General features: G+C 41.3%; 17 protein-coding genes. 8 read left to right on the forward strand and 9 right to left on the reverse strand.

Translation table 11 applies throughout. The features are described from left to right. Window positions 1–4: 4 nt before the first annotated feature. From IE165_RS01400 to IE165_RS01420, 5 genes are all read left to right on the forward strand, one after another. Window positions 5–3,106: an efflux RND transporter permease subunit gene (locus IE165_RS01400; protein ID WP_189624804.1), complete on the forward strand. Its 3,102-nt coding sequence runs from the start codon at window positions 5–7 to the stop codon at window positions 3,104–3,106. A gap of 29 nt (window positions 3,107–3,135) precedes the next feature. Then, window positions 3,136–3,666, forward strand: a complete 531-nt coding sequence (locus IE165_RS01405; RefSeq protein WP_189624805.1) for a DUF962 domain-containing protein — start codon at window positions 3,136–3,138, stop codon at window positions 3,664–3,666. A 47-nt stretch (window positions 3,667–3,713) separates the two neighbouring features. Continuing rightward, entirely contained in the window at window positions 3,714–3,929 is a 216-nt protein-coding gene (locus tag IE165_RS01410) for a hypothetical protein (RefSeq protein ID WP_189624806.1), read from the forward strand. 158 nt (window positions 3,930–4,087) lie between these two features. Continuing rightward, window positions 4,088–5,716, forward strand: a complete 1,629-nt coding sequence (gene pruA, locus IE165_RS01415) for an L-glutamate gamma-semialdehyde dehydrogenase (RefSeq protein WP_189624807.1) — start codon at window positions 4,088–4,090, stop codon at window positions 5,714–5,716. 79 nt (window positions 5,717–5,795) lie between these two features. After that, window positions 5,796–6,680: an AraC family transcriptional regulator gene (locus tag IE165_RS01420; RefSeq protein WP_189624808.1), complete on the forward strand. Its 885-nt coding sequence runs from the start codon at window positions 5,796–5,798 to the stop codon at window positions 6,678–6,680. A 40-nt stretch (window positions 6,681–6,720) separates the two neighbouring features. Here IE165_RS01420 and IE165_RS01425 read toward each other — a convergent pair whose 3' ends face one another. Both IE165_RS01425 and IE165_RS01430 read right to left on the reverse strand, forming a co-directional pair. Continuing rightward, window positions 6,721–7,104: a hypothetical protein gene (locus tag IE165_RS01425; RefSeq protein WP_189624809.1), complete on the reverse strand. Its 384-nt coding sequence runs from the start codon at window positions 7,102–7,104 to the stop codon at window positions 6,721–6,723. Window positions 7,105–7,116: 12 nt separating this feature from the next. Further along, entirely contained in the window at window positions 7,117–7,680 is a 564-nt protein-coding gene (locus tag IE165_RS01430; RefSeq protein WP_189624810.1) for an NADPH-dependent FMN reductase, read from the reverse strand. Window positions 7,681–9,138: 1,458 nt separating this feature from the next. On the opposite strand from IE165_RS01430, the gene IE165_RS01435 reads away from it, so the two are divergent. After that, a complete protein-coding gene (locus tag IE165_RS01435) occupies window positions 9,139–9,822 on the forward strand; it encodes an ATP-binding cassette domain-containing protein (RefSeq protein ID WP_189624811.1) in 684 nt (227 codons plus the stop codon). A gap of 94 nt (window positions 9,823–9,916) precedes the next feature. Here IE165_RS01435 and IE165_RS01440 read toward each other — a convergent pair whose 3' ends face one another. From IE165_RS01440 to IE165_RS01460, 5 genes are all read right to left on the reverse strand, one after another. Next, window positions 9,917–11,710 (reverse strand): O-antigen ligase family protein, encoded by a 1,794-nt coding sequence (locus tag IE165_RS01440; protein ID WP_189624812.1) that lies wholly within the window; start codon window positions 11,708–11,710, stop codon window positions 9,917–9,919. Between the two features lie 199 nt (window positions 11,711–11,909). Then, a complete protein-coding gene (locus tag IE165_RS01445; RefSeq protein ID WP_189624813.1) occupies window positions 11,910–12,320 on the reverse strand; it encodes a DUF1573 domain-containing protein in 411 nt (136 codons plus the stop codon). Window positions 12,321–12,772: 452 nt separating this feature from the next. Further along, complete coding sequence (locus IE165_RS01450) at window positions 12,773–13,480, reverse strand: bacteriocin fulvocin C-related protein (protein ID WP_189624814.1); 708 nt, start codon at window positions 13,478–13,480, stop codon at window positions 12,773–12,775. 1,059 nt (window positions 13,481–14,539) lie between these two features. After that, entirely contained in the window at window positions 14,540–16,729 is a 2,190-nt protein-coding gene (locus IE165_RS01455; protein WP_189624815.1) for a glutamine synthetase III family protein, read from the reverse strand. A gap of 194 nt (window positions 16,730–16,923) precedes the next feature. Then, window positions 16,924–19,743, reverse strand: coding sequence for a S9 family peptidase (locus IE165_RS01460; RefSeq protein ID WP_189624816.1), 2,820 nt, complete (start codon window positions 19,741–19,743; stop codon window positions 16,924–16,926). 102 nt (window positions 19,744–19,845) lie between these two features. On the opposite strand from IE165_RS01460, the gene IE165_RS01465 reads away from it, so the two are divergent. Then, on the forward strand, window positions 19,846–20,580 hold the full coding sequence (locus IE165_RS01465; protein ID WP_189624817.1) for an SIMPL domain-containing protein: 735 nt from the start codon (window positions 19,846–19,848) through the stop codon (window positions 20,578–20,580). Between the two features lie 45 nt (window positions 20,581–20,625). Here IE165_RS01465 and rnhA read toward each other — a convergent pair whose 3' ends face one another. Further along, window positions 20,626–21,132, reverse strand: coding sequence for a ribonuclease HI (gene rnhA, locus IE165_RS01470; protein WP_189624818.1), 507 nt, complete (start codon window positions 21,130–21,132; stop codon window positions 20,626–20,628). Window positions 21,133–21,210: 78 nt separating this feature from the next. Here rnhA and IE165_RS01475 point away from each other — a divergent pair, with 78 nt between their 5' ends. Then, a complete protein-coding gene (locus IE165_RS01475; protein ID WP_189624819.1) occupies window positions 21,211–23,040 on the forward strand; it encodes an alpha-L-fucosidase in 1,830 nt (609 codons plus the stop codon). A gap of 31 nt (window positions 23,041–23,071) precedes the next feature. Here IE165_RS01475 and IE165_RS01480 read toward each other — a convergent pair whose 3' ends face one another. After that, window positions 23,072–23,587 (reverse strand): FUSC family protein, encoded by a 516-nt coding sequence (locus tag IE165_RS01480; protein ID WP_189624820.1) that lies wholly within the window; start codon window positions 23,585–23,587, stop codon window positions 23,072–23,074. Between the last annotated feature and the right edge of the window lie 12 nt (window positions 23,588–23,599).

Genomic DNA, 23,599 nt, shown 5'->3' on the forward strand with positions numbered 1-23,599 from the left:
GAAGATGAAGAAATTAGTCCAGAACGTAGTGACGTTTTCACTGCGCAATACCACATTTATTTTATTCGCTGTTTTTGCGCTGCTGTTCAGCGGCATCTACGCGTTGCGGCATACGGCTATTGAAGCATTTCCGGATGTAACCAATACACGCGCGCGCATCATAACACAGTGGCCAGGACGCAGTGCCGAAGAAATGGAGAAGTTGGTGACGCTACCGATATCGAAAGAAGTAAACAGCATTCCGAGAAAAACGAATGTCCGCTCTATTTCCCTATTCGGTCTTTCTGTCGTGACCGTACAGTTTGAAGATGGGGTAGACGATTTCTATGCACAGCAGTACGTTTCCAATAAGTTGGGAGGCGTAGATCTTCCGGAAGGTGCAGACTCCTCGATTGAACCGCCATCGGGGGCTACAGGCGAAATCTTTCGCTATGTGATTAAGGGAGATGTCCCTATCAAAGAAATCACCGCTATACAGGACTGGGTGATTGAGCGCGAATTATTGGGGGTTCCCGGTGTTGCAGATGTCGTTAGCTTTGGTGGCGAGGAAAAGATTTATGAAATAAAGATCAATCCAACAGAACTTAAAAACTATGATCTTTCGCCATTGGATATCTACGAAGCTGTTTCTAAATCAAATATCAATGTCGGCGGAGATGTTATCCAACAGGGCGATCAAGCGTATGTAGTTCGTGGAGTCGGTTTGTTGGATAAGCTGGACGATATTGGAAATATCACCGTCAAGCTGAACGGATCCACACCGGTGCTGATCAAGAATGTTGCGGATGTGGTGGTGTCCAGCAAACCTCGATTGGGGCAAGTAGGATTCAATTCGGATGACGACTTGGTAGAAGGGATCGTCATTATGCTGCGGGGCGAAAATCCGTCGGCGGTGATTGACAATTTGAAAGCTAAAATCGAAGAGCTAAATACCCGAATTTTACCCAAAGGAATCCACATCGAAACGGTCGTAGACCGTACAAAGCTCGTAGATAACACCGTGCATACCGTATCTAAAAACTTGATTGAGGGTATTCTGTTGGTGTCGCTTATCGTATTTGTTTTTCTATATAACTGGAAGTCTACGTTTATCGTGGCTTCCGTTATACCGTTATCGTTCCTTTTTGCGATCATCATGTTGCGGATACAGGGCTTGCCGGCTAACTTAATCTCCATGGGATCGCTGGATTTTGGCTTGCTGTTGGAAGGCACCTTGGTTATCGTGGAAACCGTCTTCGTGGCATTGGCTGGTCTCTCTCACCGTGTAGGGCCCGCACGTTTTGCGAAGATGAGTAAACTGGGCGTTATCAAGAAGAGCGCGGGGAGCGTCGCTTCCTACATCTTTTTCGCACTTTTGATTTTGATCGTTGCACTCCTACCTATCTTTTCGTTCCAAAAGGTCGAAGGTAAGATGTTTACCCCTTTGGCATTTACACTAGGCTACGCGCTGTTGGGATCTTTGATCCTGAGTTTGACGTACGTCCCGGCGATGTGCAAGTTGCTTTTTACCAAAGGGATCGAAGAGAAGGAGAATTGGGTAACCCGTTTTTTTCAACGCAGCATCTATGGGATGTTCAGCAAAGCTTTTTACTACAAGAGAACCACAGTTGCTATTTTCGTCGGCATTCTTGTCGTCTGTTTGTTTAAGTTTTTGCATTATGGATCTGAGTTTTTACCGAAGCTCAATGAGGGTGCGATTTATATCCGCGCTACATTGCCCAATAGCGTCAACTTAAAGGAATCAACCCGCTTAACCAATGAAATGAAAAAGATCATGGTCGACAGTTGCGAAGAGATCGAATTTATCCTGACGCAAACGGGAAGGCCAAACGACGGGACAGATCCCACCGGTTTTTTCAATATCGAATTTAATGTGCAGCTCAAAGACGAAGCAGATTGGAAAAGGAAAGTAGGGAAGGACGACATCATCCAAGAATTGCGCGAGCAACTGCAGCACTACCCAGGTATTAATTTTGGGTTCAGCCAGCCTATACAGGACAATGTGGAGGAGTACGTTGCAGGTGTTAAGAGTTCTTTGGTCATCAAAATATTTGGAGATGATCTATACGATTTGGAACGCTACGCAAACCAGGTCGCTGGTGCGATAGGACAGGTCAATGGTGTGACGGATATCAACGTTTATAAAAATATTGGCTTACCAGAATTGCGCATACAATTGCACGATTCCAAAATGGCAAAATACGGCGTGTTCACCTCGGACGTCCAAGCGGTTATTGCCATGACAATCGGTGGACAGGCTGCTACTAGATTTTATGAAGGTGATCGACAGTTTGACGTAGTGCTTCGCTTTAACGAAGCATATCGCGATACACCCGAGAAGATTAAAAATATCTTGATACCAACCAGTAATGGCCAAAATATCCCCTTGCAGGAAATTGCGACCGTCGCGTATCAGACAGGCCCTGCGTTTATCTACCGCGAAGGAAACAGCCGTTACATAGGCGTGGGCTTCAGTATTGAAGGACGCGATCTGGGAAGCACGATCGAGGAGGCTAAAAAGGTGGTCAGCAAAACCGTATCCCTACCGAAAGAAAACCACATGGAATGGGCTGGCGAGTTTGAAAGCAAAGAACGGGCGGCCAAGCAATTGACCCTAGTCGTTCCGATCTCGTTGGTATTGATTCTATTGCTGCTGTATGTCAATTTCGGAAATGTAAAGGATACCTTGATATCATCGCTGACTCTTGCCTTTGCATTTATCGGTGGTTTTGTATCGCTATGGATGACAGGTACCATTTTTGGTATTTCTGCAGGGATCGGTTTCATCATTTTATTTGGTGTAGCTACCATAGACGGTATCGTGCTCATTGGCGTCATACGTGATAACATCAAACATAAAATGCCGTTGTTGGATGCCATAAAGACGGGTGTCAGAAGTCGTATCAGACCGGTGGTGATGATTGCACTGATGGGGTCTATGGGCTTGCTTCCCGCAGCGCTATCAACCGGGATGGGTTCGGAAATACAAAAGCCGTTAGCTATCATGATCGTGGGCGGTTTACTAATTTGTTTGATACTGAGCTTCACGGTGATCCCGGTGGTATTCTATTGGATGAATAGAAAAGAGGGAGCAGCAGGTAAATAATTATAACGGATAATATTTACCTTTGTGGCATGAAGAAAAAAGACAAAGGGAAGAAACCTACACCGGTCATTGAAAGACCAGTAGATCAATATTTCTACACGCTGGATCAACAATTTGGAAAAGGTAATAAACTGATCTATGCGTTGTCAATAGGTTTGTTCTTTTTTGGAATCATGGGCCTGGTTTGGATCGTGCCTTTCCCCCAATTGGCTTTTCTTCAAAAACATAATATGCAGACATTCTTAAATTGGGGTTCTTTCTATATTGCTATTATCATATATCTGTACTTACGTTTAGCGCCGACTTTATCGTATGCGATGCTTTTTGCAATCGGTATCCTAAGCTTTTTTATTGTGCAGCTAGAGTACGCGGAACGTGCAGGCGGCCCTGCGGTTTGGTTGGTCTCACTACTGTTTGTGCTGCTTGGTATAGGGCTTTCCTATTTCTTAGCGCGTAGAGATCATCCCGCATTGTCGATGCAATCCTTCTGGCGTTTATTGACGTTAGGGCCTATTTGGTTATGGTCGAAGGTTTTTATCCTACTCAAGATCAAATATTGATCTTTTTGGCGACATTTCCGTGAGGCCATGTATAAATCGGTACCCATATGGATAAAAGCAATTTTTTCTTTCCGGCTACATCCTCAATCCCGCCTGTGTGCTCCGAAATACAGCAGGCGACAAACTATTTGAAGTTCAGAAAGAGCCTTCGTTTTTCGGAAGAAAGTTTTTCCGTGCCGAAATTGTCGGTTGGCTTAGTCGACGATGGACGGTTATTGCTGAGTTTGATGCTGATGGTATTGACGGAACGAGCCAAAGGTTGAGGAATGGATCAATTTGTTCTTTAGAATAACCTATTTTAGCCTATCGCATTTTGTTATTTGTATTCAATCGGAAAAATAAGTTTATTGTTTACTACAATCCGTTTAGCACATATGTATGAGAATAACTAACTTTATCCTGTTATTAAAAAGGAAAAGTTATGTTAAAAGGATTTTTTAATGTTCCTGCGCCGGTAAATGAACCTGTAAATTCGTATGCGCCAGGCACAAAAGAAAGAGCATTATTGGAAGCCGCTATCCAAGAAGCGCGCGCTACCGAGGCGGATATCCCGATGTATATAGGCAATAAGGAAGTGCGCACGGACAAAAAGGTTAAACTATGTCCGCCGCATGATCACCAACATACGCTTGGCTACTATCACGAAGGAGGTAAAGAGCAGGTTCGCGAAGCAATAGATGCCGCTTTAGCGGCAAAGGGCGATTGGGAGCATCTACAGTGGGAGCAGCGAGCCGCCATATTTTTGAAAGCAGCAGAACTTGCCTCGACTAAATATCGCTACAAACTGAATGCGGCTACCATGCTTGGCCAGTCCAAAAATGCCTACCAGGCAGAGATCGATGCAGCGTGCGAGTTTACGGACTTCTTACGTTTCAACGTGGCATACATGAGCGAGATCTACAGCCAGCAACCTCCAGCGAATAGCAAAGGAATATGGAATAGGGTCGAGCAACGCCCGCTCGAAGGGTTTGTATTCGCTTTGACGCCATTTAATTTTACGGCTATTGCGGGCAACTTACCGGCTTGTGTTGCGATGATGGGTAATGTGGTGGTTTGGAAACCGTCAAATACCCAGATTTATTCGGCAAATGTATTGATGCAGGTGTTCAAGGATGCGGGGTTGCCAGATGGTGTTATCAATTTAGTATACGTTTCTGGTCCCGACGCCGGAGATGTGATTTTCAAACATCCTGACTTCGCAGGAATACACTTCACCGGGTCTACAGGTGTCTTCCAAAATATTTGGAAAACAATTGGAGAAAACATCCATCAGTATAAAACCTATCCACGGATTGTGGGCGAAACAGGTGGAAAAGACTTTATTGTAGCGCACCCTTCGGCAGATTTGGCGGTTCTGAATATGGCATTGGTTCGCGGTGCGTTTGAATACCAAGGTCAGAAATGCTCAGCAGCATCACGAGCTTACATTCCCGCATCCTTATGGGCTGATCTGAAAGTTCGCATGGAGCAAGATCTGCAATCCTTCAAAATCGGTGGAACAGAAGATTTCAGTAACTTTATCAATGCCGTGATTGATGAGAAAGCATTTGATAAAATTACCTCTTATATCGATCGCGCAAAAGATAGCAGCGATGCGGAAGTTATTATAGGCGGCGATTACGATAAATCGAAAGGATATTTTATCCACCCAACCGTTATTTTAGCTAAAACCCCAGACTACGAAACCTTATCAGAAGAGCTTTTCGGTCCAGTTTTGACAATTTATGTATATGAAGATGTCGATTGGGTAGAAACCTTGAAGTTAGTTGATCGTACGTCGATCTACGCCCTGACAGGAGCGGTAATTGCGCAAGACCGATACGCCATAGAAGAAGCTACGCAAGCTCTTCGCAACGCGGCCGGTAATTTCTACATCAATGATAAGTGCACGGGAGCGGTTGTAGGGCAACAGCCATTTGGCGGCGCACGAGGTTCTGGAACGAATGATAAAGCCGGATCGATGATTAACTTGCTACGTTGGGTATCTCCACGTACGATCAAGGAGACTTTTCATCCAGACACCGACTATCGTTATCCATTTCTTGGATAATCGAGATACAGTTTTGTTTTGTATTTTGGGCATCTAGAGATAGATGCCCATATTTACTTCTTGCTAGTAGCGCGTCGATATGAAACCCCACGAATATAGAAAGCCCATCGAGTTCACAGTCCCTGCACATGGTGATGGGGCCTTCTATGTCATGGAAGATATTGGCGACGATTTTTACGGCTACTACCATCGTCATCGCGAATTTCAGTTAAGCTACATCGTCAAAGGGCGCGGTTCTATTATGTTGGGAAATTTGCTTCGGCCATGTGCAGAAAATGAAATTTTTCTTATTAAGCCCAACGATCCGCATCTATTTTATAAGGAAGAAGATCAGAGCCGGGAAAGCTCTGTACACATCGTCCATCTTTTCTTTTCCTTGGAAAAACTAGCGCCGTTTTTTGAATTATCTGAATTGCGAGCCATACAAAGTTTGTTCTACCAAATCCCTTCCAGCAAAATGTTGTCCGCCGATCGGGCCATCGAAATAAGGGAGGCTTTTCTGTCTTTGGATCACCAAGAGGGCGTACAAAAGCTGACAACAATTCTGTCGATCTTCGATTTCCTACGTCAACAGGAGAACCAGTTCATTTCGTTATATTCTGGTCTTCATAAGGTGGATTTCCACGACTCCGACGGTCTTCGCATTAACTTGGTGGTCAAATATGCAATCGAGCACTACAAACGTAATATCAGCATTGAGGATGTATCTACTCTTGTTCATATGACGCCGACAGCATTCTGCAAATTTTTTAAAAAGCGCACGAAAAAGACCTTTGTGTCTTTTTTGAATGAAATCCGTATAGAAAAAGCATGCCAATTGCTCGTCAATAAACGTGTGGAGAGTATTTCCGAGGCAGCTTATCAGTGCGGTTTTAATACAGCCGTACATTTCAATCGTGTGTTCCGAAATGTGATGCACGTTTCACCTACAGCATTTGTGGCGCAACATGCCGTAGTAAAGTAAAAGAACAGCAGCAGACAAATTGCCGCTGTCTGTACAGGGCTTATTTCGAATCCTCTTTTCCGGTCCTTTTTAAAATCATGACAGCATCATACTGTCGTCCATCGTAATGAGGCGGATCAATTTGCAGCGTGGTCGGGAATGGTTTGTTTTTATCGAAGAAGTAAATCTTCGTCATACTTCCGAAGTCATTTGTTGGAAAAAGATCGGCGCAAGCGTCATACTTTGCGTTGGGGATGTCGCCCACCGTGACGGCGTACACCCGTATGATCCCCCCTTTATTTTGTTCATTTCTTACGAATGCCACTTCCTTGAAATCGCCGGGCAAATCTTCAATGGATGGTTGGTTAAAGGCTTCCCATATGCCATATCCGAGGATGATAATAAGGCCTAATGCAATCCACCACATTCTTTTGTTTTTCTGCATATGTCAATCAGCTTATTGAGGTTGTTCCAGTTTTTCTTTTAATATTCTTTTCGTTTTGCGAACCTTAGCTTCCAGCTGGCTCCGAAGAAGCAGGTTTGTCAAGCCTTTTCCTTCTTCAAAATGTTGATGGAATTCCGGTAAGCTAAACGTTTCCAAGAGGTCTGCGCCGTCAAAAGGCATACGTGCAGTTGCGATGCCCAATACGCTTTGTCCGCCACGCTTACCCGGGCTTGTTGCCATCAAGAACATAGGTTTTCCGTTGTAGATTTTCCGATTTGGGATACGCGATACCCAATCGATCAAGTTCTTGTAAGCAGCCGAATAATTGCCGTTATTTTCAGCGAGCGAAAGCAATATAAAATCGGCTTCGTCAATTTTTTTCGCGAAGGCATATGCTGCTGTAGGGATACCTTGTGCCTTTTCGAGGTCCACCGAGAATAGCGGCATAGCGAAATCATTTAAATCCAGCACCTCAATATGGTCATTCGTTTCTTTATAGTATTTACTTACACTCGTCACGAATTTTTTGTTGATCGATTGGCTGTTGTTACTGCCTGCGAATGCGATTATTTTCATAGTTTAAAAGTAAGCAAAAAACGCAAGGTAAAAAGAGATTGTTTTGTATTCATAAACTATTTCCGGTTTACATGTCAAGGTGATATCCCAAAGAATGCTAAAAATGGAGGCACTGCAAATTTAACGAGACAGCTTCGTTTTGTTTTGGCGGTATCGCAGATTTAAAACTGATCGAAATTGATCGGATTTGATCGAAATTGATCGTTTTTGATCAAAATCGCTACAAAAAGAGGGACATCTGCATGCATCAGGTTCGTTTTGACGGACATCAGGTTTACGTCGGCATGTGAATGCGTTGACCAGGCACAGATCAAGTTGAATCAATCACATGAATGCATGAAACATGCACACTTCAAGGTAAAGGCGTCACCTGAATAAAGCAGACAAGCAGCCCTCAAGTTGATATCGTCACGTGAATAAATGAGCTCAGCATCCTTCAAGTCGAAGTTTTTACATGACTGCGCCGACTAAGCATCCATCAGGTAAGCTTTGTCAAATGAATCGGTGGATCAGGCAAGTATCAAGTCGCCTTTGATGCCTGTCGAAGTGAACCAAACATGCGTCAGATCAATCAAGTACTATGCCGACATGAAGCAAGCATCCCGCAAATTTTCCTTGATGGCGGCCGATGCCTAGCCATACCCGGTCAATGCTGTGCCTTGCAAGACATACGTAAGGATTCCAAAGGCAGGGGAGGTATAATTAATGGAGGTAGGTGATTAGTAAAACGCAAAATAAGACCATTTCATATCGTTAGCCTATGGTTTAAGGAAAGCATACTTTGTAACAAGCATGCCTCGCATGGAAGCTGTTTTGAAATTTTAGCAAACAATCGATTGTCCTCGTCAAAGCGAATATTAAGTCGATCGGGAAAATGAATTTTGTACTTTTCATATTTAAAAGATAACCTCATAGCATACATATGTTTGGCAAGGGGAAAATACCACTAGTCTGTCCCATGGCATACTACACTCCATCAGACATAAAGGTGATAAAAATGGAAAAAATTGTAGACTATCTATATTAACGATGGGTAAAAATATTTGGTTGAAATTTATAGTCGAAAGCGTTATTTTTATAAATTTAAATAAAAAAGGAAGATTCTGATCAATCAGCAAGGGGGTAATCGTTTCGATATAAATCAATAAGCTTAATGAAGTACGAACTCTATATATACTGGCTTAAAAAGGTGTTTTGGATAAATTTCTTTCTTTCCATAATATTTGCAGGGTTTGGTACAGGTCAACCCTTTTTGCCTGAAATGCCCTTTTTTGGGGGGGTTGCATTAAGTTTTACTACTTTTGGTTATTTCATGACTGTTTTCGCATCTCATCATTTTGGAAAAAGAACGAAATACATGTACTTCAACAGGGGAGTGTCCCTAAGTCGCATCTACATTTTTGGTTTCCTATTCAACTTTGTGTTTGTATACGTTGTTTATTTTATAGCGAGATTACTATGAATAATGCAAAAGAACTATATATTGATTCTGTTCAATTTAACTACTATAATGGTCCGCAACTTTTGACAGGAGCATATTTGGAATGTAGAACCGGAGAAATAGTTGGATTATTGGGTCGTAACGGCAGTGGTAAATCTACTTTTTTAAAGATAATATTTGGGTCTTTAAGAGCGCAAAATAGTTATATCCTTATAAATGGGAAAAAAGTAAACAAAGCCTTTTTGACAAATAAAATTGGATATTTGCCACAAGATTCCTACCTACCAACGCATGAAAAAGTGGCGTATTTGATTCAACTTCTGGTGCAAGATCGATATCAAATGCAAATTTTGTTGTTAGATCCATTAATTATCACAATAAAGGACAGAAAAATTTACCAGCTATCTGGCGGTGAGCTGCGTTATTTAGAGATTTGTTTGCTTTTGTATCAGCCTACAGACTTTTTACTTTTAGATGAGCCGTTTACGGGGCTTGAGCCTATTCATATGGAAAGAATAGGAAATCTGATATTGAGTTTCAAAAATAAAAAGGGTTTTGTGATATCTGACCATAATTATCGACACGTGTTAGAGATTACGTCTAGCATTTTCTTGTTGGTAAATGGTGCATGCCGAAGGTTACGCCATAAAAGAGAATTAGAATTTTTCTACGTAAAAGAAGGTACTTTTGATGATGATTAACTGGTCAATCTCATGCTCATTTCGATGCATGCCTGCACCTATAACTGTAAGAGGTTTGATCCTAAGATAAACTTACCAAAACGGGAGGGCTTTGCTACAAGGCAAGAATTTCTCGTTTTTTCTTTTCAAAAATTACAAAGTCATTTTTCGGAATTAAGTTTTCAACCCTTTTCTGTAAATTTTTCAGCGAATCAAAACGGTGAAAGTCGCGATAGAAATCGGCTAAATAGGCATAAAGGTTGATGTCGTTAGGAAATGCTTTGATTAAATTTTTATATTCCATTTCAGCTAGTTGAAGTTCATTAACTTTTACTAGTGCGCTAGCAAGGTTTAGAATAACATCTTTATCTGGATATAATAATTTAGCTTTTTTAAAATTGACAATAGCGCAATCGTAATTATTGTTTTCCAGATGGGAATAACCTAAAGAGTATAGATAATAGCCATTAGTCCGAAGTGTAGGACGCAATTTCTTCAATACTTCAAGTCGTTGAATATTCGAATAAATAACAGATTCTCTCCATTGAATCAAAGCTTTGTACGTGTCTACAGTATGAAACATTATGCTTATTGCTGCGAATAGCGAAGCTTTAGTCAGAAATAACTTATAAATGCTATCACAACGAATATGCTTTGTAGCGATTGTTTTATTTATGACAGATGTATTTAAAGCTAGCGCGAAAAGTACAATAATTATAACATTAAATGGTATAAGTGATAGAGGGTATGAAAAACATCCACTAGAAATTAAATTGGAAAGCATCACTAGTAGCGCTAAAGAGAAGTGCCTTCTTTTAGTGCAATCTCTTTGGTTGATATTTAAAATCAGGATTCGTATAACCTTTGCTAGAATTATTAAAAACAATAAGCATCCGAAAATCCCAAACTCTGCATGAATTTGTAATAAATCATTAAATGCGTAGCGAATCTCACTCGCTGTTGTTCCATATTTCAGGATATTCTCGAACGATGAATCAAAAAAATCAGCTTGATACCTCAAAAAAGTTGATGGAAAGTTTTCCAATCCAACTCCAAAAAAAATATTATCTTTTATTATATTTAAAGATATCTCCCAAATCATAAATCTCCCGTTTGCTGATACCGGTTTTAGGTTGAATAGAAAAATACAGAATGGAATCAAAAGTATTATACTAGTGTAAATCAGCCAGTTGAGTATGTTTTTTTTTGATTTTTGATATTTGAAAACTAAAAGCAATAAAGTTGATAGTATTAATCCAATCCAATTGCCTCTAGAAAAACACTGAATTATTAAAAAAATAGACAAAAGTTGTATAATAAAAATCACTATTCTCCATATTGGATATTCTTTAATATTTATTAGATATAGCATACATACTAATGAAAAAGATAGACAGATTGACAATAATAAACTGAAAGGTGCAGGATTGAAAAAAGCTCCAGTAACCGAAAAATGGAAATGAAAAGATCTCATCACTCCAAGATACTGTAGTGCCCCATATATCACTTGGAGACTTAATAATATCAGTATCGTACCAGCAAATACATTAACCATGAACGACCAATACTGATTTGCCATTCTAATTCCATAATAACAGTAAAGAAGTGAAATGTTTAAATATATGCTTGGAGGAATACCCTCTCCGGGAAATAAAAATAAACTGCTAATCGATCTGTATGAGAAATAGATGATTATTAAAACATCTATAGCATGAATTTGTACTGACCATGTTATCGATAAATATAAGACGATGCATACAGTTAAAATGGTTAAAGAACTTGTTAACATAACAAATAATTCCTTCGACCAAAATAGGCCATCCGGTAAATCTTCCCCAACGACAAAAGATGGCGCAAAGGCAATTAGCAAAACTAAAATATATATCGTTAATACTGTTTTTTTTAACAAAATGAAAGCGTTAAAAATTCGATAAATGAATTGATGATAGATAGATAAAAAATTATCTATTTGGAGCAATGCTACTATTTTATTTCACAATTGGATGTCCTTAACGATGTCCCGATTAGGTCTTAAGTACTTCAATTGATTGATCTTGAACAATTTAGTTAGGACTACTGAAAACTGTGTTTCTAAATTGTAAATCACTTTAGAGATTTAATCTTAATTTCTTTTTTTTTACGACACCCTTCAAATAAAATTCATGAAACTCTTTCCTAGCGTTACTTCTAATAACAACCGCCACATTAATTGGACTACTATCTGGCAAATCATTATTTGCAAAATATGTTAGTTGTAATTTAGCTTGTGCGCCAGGAGCAACTCGATTAGAACTAATTTTAACATCTGTACATTGACATCCGGCGGAGACTTCTTTAATAAATAATGTGTCCCCTCCGATATTTTTCAATACGGTATTGACTTTTTTACCTGTACCAGCTTCGACAGTACCAATTTCTAACTGTTCTGAAGAAAATCTAATATCAGGTTTAGAATCGCATGAAATAATGCAAGCTAAAAAGATAATGAAACCTAAATTGTAAACGTATTTTCTTTTCATTAACAATACAATTGATTTTATTATAAGCATAGAAGGATGAGATTAGATGTTTTTTTTAATCGATATTGCTTTAAATTACTTCATCGCAGAGATTCTGTACTGAATTGAGGGTTGATTCTAGAAGCCAATAGTGTGCTTCTTTTTACATGATTGTACCTCAGAAGTAGAGATCTTTATCCCGCTGGACGAAAAATTTACCTTGTTATAATGTAAAGCAATAACTTCTTTTTTACTGTCATTCCTAGAACAACCTGCCTTAGACTTGATAATGACTCTTATCGTAACGGCCATGTTATTGATAAAATAAATTCGGATGATGCAACAGCGATCTTATTAAGAGATAATTTGAGTATATTAAATCTAGTCACTATTTTCGAGCTAAAAGTGCTAATAAGCTTTCTTTTCTAAAAAGGTATAGTATTCCTATTTGCAAAAAAGAGCTGATTGTAATTTTAATTACCACATAGGCCGTCGCAATGATGTAGAAACAAAAATCCGCATGAATACGTGTCTAGAACACATATCTTTACTTTACAGTTTCCTTTTGAGCAATAATCACTTTTGGTTGAGCAATCACAGTCTTGTGATGCTTCTCCTCCAGCCCTGGCCACATTTTTCAAATTGCGAGCCGACGCTTGATCTTTAAATTCATCAAAACTTTTAAATGAAAACAGATAGTTCAACTGATCTTCTGAAAAAACTGTTAATGCTCTTTCTCTCCAAATAGGCTCAAACTTTTTTGCATCAAGATTAAGTGTGCTACTCTCTACATAAACTTCTGGATCTAAAAAAATTGTTAGATCATTTAAAACATTAACCTGAACCTCTTCTAACTTCAAATCAGTTATGAATGAATTTAATCTCTTCCTTATAAACTCGCATTTTTCATCAATTGTAAATTGCTTTGAAAAAGCAATCCTTCTAGCATCAGGTGATTTTAATAAGCTAGCTGACTTAATGGATTTTAAGGCTAGATTATCTTTTTCGGATAATTTAGTATAGACCTCATCTTTTTGGCAAGAAGAAAATAACATAAAGAGTGAGACTGCAAGAATTGATAGTTTTTTCATTTTACTTAAGTTACTTGTTAATATGTTACAATAATAGAATTTCCCCCAAGTAAAAAATATAATCTCTCGATTATATTTTTTATATGACATTTTGATGACATTTTATATGATTTAATTTTAATCAGCTCTAGTAATATATATGTGTAAAACTGTTCGATTATTACCAATAGTATCGTAATAAAGATTAAAGAAATATGGACAAATGTTATGATTTGCAATATTACATTCGCTATAGCACTTTCTAAAAGTGGACAATAGCGCATCTAATAGTTACATTTAATTGGAGGAAATATGATCAAAAGATCAAAGTTTACGGAATTTCAGATCGTCATTGCAGTTAAGCGAGCAGAAACTGGCACTGGGATTTATTAAAAATACTGTAAAAAAGAGAATAGTAAGGGACCAGTCTTTAATTGGACGAAAATACAGCAAGTTAGAGAAATTTCTACAGCCTAGGTTGAGACAATTACAGGAAGAAAATTCTGAGGTGAAGACGCTGGTTGTCGACTTATCTTTGTACAAGCAACTCCGTCAGGATTTGATAAATCAGATGTCGTGAATCCGTTCAGGATTATAAAATAAATTGTGTCATTGGCTGAAAACCCATATTTTTCCGAAACAGACATTCTCTGTAAACGCACGTGCTCATTTCGATTAACAACAAGGATAGTACATACTGCACGAGAAACAAAACGATGGTCTTCTTTTACCTTGTAGCGTATCGCATCCACACGACCGTGCAAAGTCAATCCATTCCTTGATCTCAGGGGGGATGATTTTATCGCTAATGGAAGAGGAAAGTGTATTGTGACTGATTTCAGTATTGAACATCCACTTGATGTAGTTTGAAATATGACCGCATCTCATAGCAAGTCTATACCCTGTAGATGTCAAGTCGTGACTCATGTAGTCTATCTTTTCATCTCTTTCAACAAGAGCTTGGTCACGACTGGAAATAACCGTGAGAAAGTCTTGTTTTGAACACCAAAAAGCCTTCCGCATCCACACGGATAGTCCAACATCCAAATGACCAAATCTGGAAAAATTGTATAGAAAATGGCGACAGGAGGAAGCATAAAAAAGCCGTCTCACCATGATTTATGAAACGGCCTCCGGTTATTAATAGGTGGTTAGTAGTTAGAGTTCTATTTAACGCAAGAACAACAGTTCGCGTAACTTTGGTAATGGCCATTTGCCATCATCGACAATTTTTTCCAACTTGTTCACATGGTAACGGATTTCATCAAAGTACGGTTTCACAACCTCATCATATGCAATCGATTTTTCGCGAACATCTTCGATATTGTTTGCTGTTTTCCGAGATTGGCGCATTTCTTCCGCTTTCTCCAAAATAAGATTTGTATGCTTAGAGATGCGCTCTACCAAGTTCAATTGCGAGCTGAAAGCATCTTTCGCTAACCCAAGATCTTTCAAGCCTTTCACGTTTTCGATCAACTCATTTTGATAAACGAAACAAGCGGGTGCTATTTGGCTGGTCACCACTTCTTCGATGACGCGCGCCTCTATTTGCAACTTTTTGTAGAAGTTTTCCAGCAAAATTTCGTGGCGTGCTTCCGATTCGCGTTTCGAATAAATACCTAGTTTTTCAAACAAGGCTAGCGTTTCTTCCTTCACGTAAACATCCAATGCTTTTGGAGTTGACTTGATGTTAGACAAGCCACGTGCTTCCGCTTCTGCAGCCCATTCGTCACTGTACCCGTTACCTTCGAAACGAATAGCTTTTGAATCTTTGATGTATTTTCGTACAACATTCAAGATGGCTAGATCTTTTTTCGTTCCTTTCTTGATTTGCTTGTCAACCTCTGTTTTGAAATCGATAAGCTGCGCAGCAACAATCGCGTTCAAAATTGTCATTGGTAAGGCCGAATTAGCAGATGAACCTACTGCACGGAACTCGAATTTATTACCGGTAAACGCGAATGGAGAGGTACGGTTACGATCCGTATTGTCCATTTTCAATTCCGGAATTTTAGGAATGCCATGCCATAGGTTGGTTTCATTCCGGACTTTTTTGGCAACACGAGCAGACTCTACTTCTTCAAGTATTTCGTCCAATTGTGATCCCAAGAATATCGATATGATAGCAGGAGGAGCCTCGTTCGCACCAAGACGGTGATCGTTGCTATGACTAGCAATGGAAGCACGCATCAAATCTGCATATTCAAAAACAGCTTTTATCGTGTTCACAAAGAACGTCAAGAACATCAGGTTGTTTTTAGGCGTTTTTCCTGGCGACAACAAGTTTACACCTGTGTTCGTAATCAGTGACCAGTTGTTGTGCTTACCAGATCCGTTCACCCCGCTGTATGGCTTTTCGTGTAATAACACTTTGAAATTGTGACGTACAGCAACTTGCTCCATCAAATTCATCAGCAATTGGTTATGATCAATTGCTAGGTTGATCTCCTCGTACATCGGTGCACACTCAAATTGCGAAGGAGCAACCTCGTTGTGGCGAGTTTTTAATGGAATACCTAACTTCAACGCTTCGTTTTCCAAATCAACCATGTATGCCAAGACACGCTCTGGAATAGCGCCAAAATAATGGTCTTCCAATTGTTGTCCTTTCGCAGACATATGTCCAAAAAGTGTACGACCTGTTAACTGCAAATCTGGACGTCCGTGGAACAGCGATAGGTCAACCAAGAAATATTCCTGTTCGATACCTAACGATGCGTTTACTTTAGATACGGACTTGTCGAAGAAATGTACGACATCAGTAGCAGCCTTGTCGATCGCCGCAACAGCTTTTAACAAGGGGGCTTTGTAATCCAATGATTCACCTGTATAAGAAACAAAAACAGTTGGAATACATAAAGTCTTGCCCGCTACAGTCTCAAAAATAAAGGCCGGAGATGAAGGATCCCAAGCTGTATATCCACGTGCTTCAAACGTATTGCGGATGCCGCCATTAGGGAATGAAGAGGCATCAGGCTCTTGTTGCACCAATGCATCGCCCGTAAATTTCTCGATAGCGTTGCCGTTTTCATCGGGCTCAAAGAAAGCGTCATGTTTTTCTGCCGTAGATCCTGTGAGGGGTTGAAACCAGTGTGTATAGTGAGTAGCACCATTCTCAATCGCCCAAGCTTTTACAGCTTGTGCAATATGATCAGCGATCTCCCTAGAGATTTGCGATCCATGCTCGATAAGCTGAACCAACTCTTTGTACGTGTTTTTAGAAAGATAATCTTTCATTTTTGCGATGGTGAATACGTTTTTTCCGTAAATCGTGGTCGCTTTTAAAGATTCTACTTTTTTACTATCCCCCAGAGGTCGCGATACGGCTGACTCTGCTGCTTTAAATCTAAGGCTTGACATTTTCTGTTTAATAGTTTTATTATTTTTTATACAGTTATTGGTTGTTTTGTGTTGTAAATGTACGTTAATTTTTAAAAAACTAGTAACAAAAATAAAAAAATTACAATTTCAACGCGTTTTTCCTGCCAAGAAAACGAAAATGCGACTCCATTTGGTGATGGAATCGCATTTTTGGCTTATTTTCGCGAGGCGCTCTAATCGAGCCCCCAGTCTATACCTTTTTCTATGGCAGGTACACCGCTGCTTATCCATTTTGGAGCAGGTTTTCCTTTGAGGAAATGGTCAAAAAATTGCGCTTGCCGGATTTGTATATCTTTCCGGTTTTGCCGTTTCATCAAGTTATGTTCGTCGCCATTGTAATTTAACATCCAAACGGGCTTTTGCAGCCGCCGGAGGGCCGTGAACATCTCGATACCCTGATACCATGGCACAGCACCGTCGTTATCGTTGTGCATAATGACTACCGGCGTGGTTACCTGATCTAAATGAAACAAGGGCGAATTTTCTAGATACAATGCTTGGTCTTCCCATAACGTTTTTCCGATACGGGATTGGGTGTGCTCATATTGGAATTGGCGTGACATGCCCGACTGCCAGCGTATCCCGCCATAGGCGGATGTCATGTTTACAACGGGGGCTCCAGTCCAAGCGGCCGCGTACATCCCGGCTCGGGTAATGAGGTGTGCTACCTGATAACCGCCCCAACTTTGACCTTGTATAGCCATCTTCGTAGAATCGACCCAGCTGTTTTTGGCAAGATGGCGCATGCCGGAGTTGATATACAGTTCGGCAGATTTACCTGGATGACCGATGTCATAGCGTATATCCGGCGCAAACACCAAATATTCATTACTGACGAAATATGGAATGTTCAGGCGCGACGGTGTGGGAGCAGGCGCTTGGTAGCTGTAAAGCCCGTTGGTAAGCGTTTCGTAGAAGTATGCGATAATCGGGTACTTTTTGTTTGGGTCAAAGTTTTCCGGTTTGTAAAGAATACCTTCGGCAGGCTTCCCGTCTGGGGTTGTCCACTGCACAAGTTCTGCAGTCCCCCAGTTGTAGGATGATTGCTGCGGGTTTGCGTCCGTCAGCTTTTCTTCGTTTTTGAATAACGTGCTCACATGTAGGTTCGGCGATTCGCCGAAATTCTCTTTTGTATAGATAATGGTTTTGCCATCTTCCGACGCTTGGAATGCACGGTAGGTAAAATTGGCCATGCCGATAATTTCCTTCGGACGCCTGCTTTTTGAACTTGATGTCTCAAAAATAGCGTTTTGCTTCGTTTCTTCATGAAAGGCGGTTAGGAATACGGCTTTCTTTTCTGGGATGTAGGTTGTCCTGTTACGCGGATTATCGGATCGTTCGAGGTTTGCATATCGAAATATGGTTTTCGTAGCTCTTCCTTCACCGTTGGTGGTCAGTTGTTTGTCTTTGCCGCTCAGATCAAATTTCCAGATGTCATAGCGGTCATAGATAAATACGCTGCGGTTGTCCTGCGACCAACCGGCTATACCGTAGGCCCCGGGAAGGGTAGGCGAATCGTTTTCTTCGTCCACGAAACTCACGGGCACGCCGTCGTTTAACATTGCAACATGGTCGTTCTTTATCTGGTGGCTATACCAATTGCCTTGGTCGCGATCGAAATACACGACGTAATCGCCTAGTGGAGAAAGGTAAGCATAGCCATTCAGATCTTTCTTGATGATTCTTTTTTGGCCAGATTGCGTGGATACGATATAGACGTCAGATCTCGTGCCACCTTCCCACTGCCCCTGGATGCGTTTCCCAAAATCTGAAGTTGTCAATGCCCATTCATTGTTTGCCTTATCGGTGAAACTTGTTCTCGCAAATGTGTCGTCTACCAAGGATAATAGTCGACGTCCATTTTTTGGATAGATTACAGCAGGATAGGATCTGCTTAGGTCTCTTTTCAAGTTGACGAGCTGCTGGGGCTGTAGATAGTCATCTTGCCAGTGCCAAATGTCCAGTTGCGCATGTTCAAATTCCACCAAAGTCGTATCCTTCACCCGTGGAATGGGCGCTAGTCCAAAAAAAAGTTTTTGTCCATCTGCACTAAAACTGAGCGAACCATCGCCACTCACATACCAGTTTTGTGGCACACCGCTGCTCTGTTGGCTAGCGATTACGTTTGCCGAATCCAGTTGCTGCGTGTAATAGTACAGCCGAAAATCCTTCAATAGCGACTTCTCGGGTGATTTATCGGCCAAGAATGCAAGCTGCGCGCCTTGGTCGTCAAAAGTAAGCTCTTTATAGGTGCCTTTTCCGTTGCTTATTTTCTTTAGACTTTTATTGGCGATATTGTAGATATACAAGCCTGCATCCGTAGCGGTAGAATCTTTCGTGTCATTCTTTTTGGAGAACAGCAGAAAATCCTCGTTTGGGCTCCAGGTATACTGATCCGCTTTCCAAAAGGTTGTGGTATCGCCTGATACGAGGTTCTTTAAATAAAGCACAGAAATGCTTTTTGCCTTTGAAGTACTGGTCTTGGTTGTGGCGATGCTATCGGAAGCCGTAGCCGACGGTGTCTTCTCTTCTTTTACGTCAGCTAGAAAAGCGATGTACTCATTTTTATTCTCTGCTAGCTTGAACGATTTCACCTGCGGAAATTTCCACTCTTGTTTATTTTCCAAGTTGACGATAACCAGAGAGTCTTTGGGCATGTCATCTGCTTTTTTCTTCTTGATTTTAGCCTGTCTAGTTTCTTCGAAGGTAGGTTTGATATACGCTGCCAAGAATTTTTCGTCCGCAGATAGCTGCGCGCCCGATGCTCGTGGGATGGAGAGCAAAAGCTGGTTCGTAGCGGTTTTTAGTTGGAATAGGGCGTTGCCTTCTTGTGGTGTCAAATTATAGAAGATCAACTGACCGCTTTTGCTGATCGAAGCACCCGTGATGCTTTTCCATTGATCGTAAACGCTGTGGTCTAGTGGACGTTTTTGGGCGAAAGACGCGCCCGTTAGCAAAAGAAAAATGCCAAGGCTGGCAACTTTATTATACATATGATGAACTGAAATTTGTGTAATTCACGGAAAAGTAGTTAAAAATGTGTATATTGAACAAGATGTTTTAATATTTTTACACGTTTACATCAGCTTGAACGCATGAAATCACCACACATTATCGTTGCTTTGATAGGCGGCATAGCAATCGTGCTTTTCGCTATTATTTTAGGGAATGCCTACAAGTTTAAATACAAATCGGCCAATACGGTGAACGTTACCGGCAATGCGAAAAAAGATTTCGAATCGGACATTGTGAAATGGTCGGCGTCTTATAGTCGCAAATCCATGGACTTGCGCGCTGCCTCCGAGCAACTGGAGCAAGATCGGGAACTGGTTCGGCAATTTCTCTCCAGTCAGGGCGTCGATCCGAAAGAAATCCTTTTCAACGCCGTCAATATCAACCGTGAGTTTTCCTACCATTCAGACGGTAGTGGTAACAGTTACAATACCTTTACAGGATATAACCTTTCCCAAAGTGTCCGTGTCGAATCCAAAGATCTTGATAAAGTGGATAATGTTTCTCGCGAAATTTCTAACCTGATATCCAGAGGATTGGAGTTAAGCTCCAACTCGCCAAGCTATTACTATTCCAAATTGGAAGACCTGAAGCTCGAACTGATATCGCAAGCATCGCAGAACGCCAATCAAAGGGCCACGAATATTGCAAAGGAAGCCGGTTCTGCTTTAGGGGATCTGATTAAAGCGGATTTGGGGATTTTTCAGATTACTGGACAAAATGACAATGAGGAGTATAGCTATGGTGGTGCGTTCAACACGACATCGCGCAGTAAAACTGCGAATATCACGGTCAAGGCCAGCTATTTAGCCCGATAAGGTTTTACGCTTGCGCGGTGCGGGCAGGGCTTCCTATTATGCTGCCTACAGATCTAACCCTTTTTTTTCTTCTATTTCAAAAACCGAATCAATTTGCCAATTGGCTTTATCTTTGGAGGCCTTCACTGCCAACTGGTCACAACGCTCGTTTAATGGATGTCCGGCGTGTCCTTTTACCCATACCAATTTTACGTTATGGTGTTTGTATAGATTGATCAGCCTCAGCCAAAGATCCTTGTTTTTCTTTCCTTGAAATCCTTTCTGTATCCAGCCGAACACCCATCGTTTGTCGATGGCGTCGATTACATATTTCGAGTCGGAGTAGATTGTCACTTTTTGGTTGATGTTTTTTAACGCTTCAAGCCCGACAATTACCGCTAGGAGCTCCATTCTGTTGTTTGTAGTTTTTCTAAACCCGCCGGAAAATTCCTTTTCAATCAGCTTTCCTTGAAATGCCTCGTTCGTGCCTTGGTAAACGGTCCTTAATATGGTGCCATAGCCTCCTGGTCCGGGATTTCCGCTGGACGCACCATCTGTGTACAGTTCAATCATTCCCCAAAATTACACATATCTTTTTTTTCGTTTACAATATATTTATATCTTTATCGTTAGTTTAAAATTTAAATGGTGATGAAAATTATAAATCTAACACTTGGTGTGTTCCTGTTATGTTGCCCAATGTTTGCTTTAAAAGCGCAGCAACAACCGCAAGACGATAAGATGACTTGGTTTGCAGATGCCAAACTGGGTGTTTTTATCCACTGGGGTATTTATGCTGTGGATGGTATTTCCGAATCATGGGCGTTCTTTAACAACTACGTCAGCCATGAACGTTACCTACGTCAGTTGGATGGCTTTACCGCGAAGAAATATAAACCCAAGGAATGGGCAGATTTGATTCAGGCTTCCGGAGCTAAGTATGCCGTCATCACGTCCAAGCACCACGACGGCGTCGCGCTGTGGGATTCTCAGGCGCCAGAGGCCTTAACTACAAAAAAGCATGCCGCCGCGAAAAGTGACGTATTAAGCCCTTTTATCGACCGATTGAAACAAACCGGTTTGAAAACCGGTATTTATTTTTCCTTGCCCGATTGGAGCCATCCGTATTACGATGTACATACGCGCACGCGGAGACGGTATGATATCGCTGCCGATCCGAAGCGATGGGATAGCTATGTACAATATTATCAACAACAGTTGGATGAACTTTCGAAAGCATACCGTCCCGACTTGTTGTGGTTTGATGGTAATTGGGAGCATAGTTCTGCCCAGTGGGATGCTGCAGGTACCCTGCAGCTGCTCCGCCGGTACAATCCACAGATTATTATCAACTCGCGTTTGGACCATCACGGCGACTACGAGACGCCAGAGCAGGGCATACCTATCGTCAAGCCTGAAGGCGCACATTGGGAGCTCTGCTATACGATGAATGATTCTTGGGGCTACCAGCCTTTTGATCGACATTATAAAACGCCGAATATGATTGTGCGCACACTCATCGATTGTATGGCGATGGGCGGCAATCTATTGTTGGATATAGGGCCCAAGGCCGATGGTACCTTGCCTGAAGAGCAGGTTGCGATTTTGCGCGAGCTGGGGCGTTGGACAAAAAAACATGCGGAGGCGGTTTATGGAACACGAGCGGGCTTGAACGATGGTCGCTTGCGCGAAAAAAGTACTTTTTCCAAAGACGGTAAGACGCTTTACATCTACCTTGATAGCCAGCGAGCTAAGTATCGTTTGCACAACCTGCTGACGCCTGTAAAAAATGTACGTATAGTTGGGCAACCGACGAAGCTCGTCTACAGCTTTAACGAACAATTGTTGGATGTTAACTTGCCGGCAAATGCTTTTGATGCAGTGGCTTCAGTATTGGCTATCGATTTTGATACCGCACCTCAGTTTACGCAGGGAAAGACCTCAACGGCCTACAGCCTCGTCGACATGCTCGCCGAGCCCAGCGCTCAGCATGCTGCCGAACATATCGCCGTAAGCAGCGATGCTGGAGATAATATCTTTGCAGGCAAGCTAACCGAGGATGGTGTTTTCCTAACTTCAGAATATGATGCGGCCAATGCAGCGTTGAAGCAATGGATAAGTAAACACGCCGAAGTTCTTCACGATGCACATGCCGGGATGCCACAAGGACATTATGCTGGATATTCCGCGTTGTCAAAAGATCGCAAAACACTGTATCTTTTTGTAGCGGGACAGCCGACTGGTCCGATTGCTTTGAAGGGGCTGAAAAATAGCATTGCCCGTATTTTTATCGTCGGTGAGGGCTCTATGTTGGGGCATCAGGTCTTTAACAAGTTTTATTGGAGCGCTATTCCGGGCATTGTCTATATCGATATTCCGAAAGAAAGACTAGATAAAAAGATGACGGTTCTTTCCGTTTTGTTGGATAAGCCTATTGATCTGTATCGCGTGGAAGTTGGCGCCATCGAGAGTAACCTGTAGCGCTTTATTTTTTGCCAACCTCCGTGTGCACTTATTGCTCTATAAAGACACCCAATTGCTTGCGGATTTTGCGCAAGATATAGGCGGAGCTAACCACAATGGAAAGACCAATAAGACAACCAATACCGACGGAGGCAAACCGCAGTATCGGCGTGTAAGAAAGTTCTTCCTGATGGGGCTGTACCATAATGATCAACAGGGCGACAACGGCAACCCTCGCCATGTTCATGATGTGGAAGAAACGGCAAACAAGAATTGTTGCCAGCATACCAATAACGATCATATACAATGAATTGCCGTTAATAAGGATGCAAAACAATGCCACAAAGGAGCCAACAAAATTTGATTTAAATCGCTCGATGGATAGCCTTTTTGAGTCGTTTTCCTCGGGAGATATCACCAATATGATGGAGAGAAGTGACCAAAAAAGTTCGAAGTGCACAAACTTGGTGTAAAGTAGGTATCCGATTGTAAATCCCAGCAGGCAACGAAGCGTATAAATGAGTACAGGCGATGAGATGCTTCTTTTAATCAAATGATCAATCATTATCGTTTATTC

This window comes from Sphingobacterium griseoflavum, assembly GCF_014653155.1.
Taxonomy (GTDB): Bacteria; Bacteroidota; Bacteroidia; order Sphingobacteriales; family Sphingobacteriaceae; genus Sphingobacterium; species Sphingobacterium griseoflavum.

Bases quoted from the DNA above. Each gene is read 5' to 3' on its own strand.
- IE165_RS01435 (WP_189624811.1), top strand. From the start codon at position 9,139: ATGAATAATGCAAAAGAACTATATATTGATTCTGTTCAATTTAACTAC.
- IE165_RS01430 (WP_189624810.1), bottom strand. From the start codon at position 7,680: ATGAAAATAATCGCATTCGCAGGCAGTAACAACAGCCAATCGATCAAC.
- IE165_RS01410 (WP_189624806.1), top strand. From the start codon at position 3,714: ATGGATAAAAGCAATTTTTTCTTTCCGGCTACATCCTCAATCCCGCCT.
- IE165_RS01450 (WP_189624814.1), bottom strand. From the start codon at position 13,480: ATGTCATATAAAAAATATAATCGAGAGATTATATTTTTTACTTGGGGG.
- IE165_RS01425 (WP_189624809.1), bottom strand. From the start codon at position 7,104: ATGCAGAAAAACAAAAGAATGTGGTGGATTGCATTAGGCCTTATTATC.
- IE165_RS01475 (WP_189624819.1), top strand. From the start codon at position 21,211: ATGAAAATTATAAATCTAACACTTGGTGTGTTCCTGTTATGTTGCCCA.
- IE165_RS01480 (WP_189624820.1), bottom strand. From the start codon at position 23,587: ATGATTGATCATTTGATTAAAAGAAGCATCTCATCGCCTGTACTCATT.
- IE165_RS01405 (WP_189624805.1), top strand. From the start codon at position 3,136: ATGAAGAAAAAAGACAAAGGGAAGAAACCTACACCGGTCATTGAAAGA.
- rnhA (WP_189624818.1), bottom strand. From the start codon at position 21,132: ATGATTGAACTGTACACAGATGGTGCGTCCAGCGGAAATCCCGGACCA.
- IE165_RS01420 (WP_189624808.1), top strand. From the start codon at position 5,796: ATGAAACCCCACGAATATAGAAAGCCCATCGAGTTCACAGTCCCTGCA.
- IE165_RS01460 (WP_189624816.1), bottom strand. From the start codon at position 19,743: ATGTATAATAAAGTTGCCAGCCTTGGCATTTTTCTTTTGCTAACGGGC.
- IE165_RS01455 (WP_189624815.1), bottom strand. From the start codon at position 16,729: ATGTCAAGCCTTAGATTTAAAGCAGCAGAGTCAGCCGTATCGCGACCT.
- pruA (WP_189624807.1), top strand. From the start codon at position 4,088: ATGTTAAAAGGATTTTTTAATGTTCCTGCGCCGGTAAATGAACCTGTA.
- IE165_RS01445 (WP_189624813.1), bottom strand. From the start codon at position 12,320: ATGAAAAGAAAATACGTTTACAATTTAGGTTTCATTATCTTTTTAGCT.
- IE165_RS01400 (WP_189624804.1), top strand. From the start codon at position 5: ATGAAGAAATTAGTCCAGAACGTAGTGACGTTTTCACTGCGCAATACC.
- IE165_RS01465 (WP_189624817.1), top strand. From the start codon at position 19,846: ATGAAATCACCACACATTATCGTTGCTTTGATAGGCGGCATAGCAATC.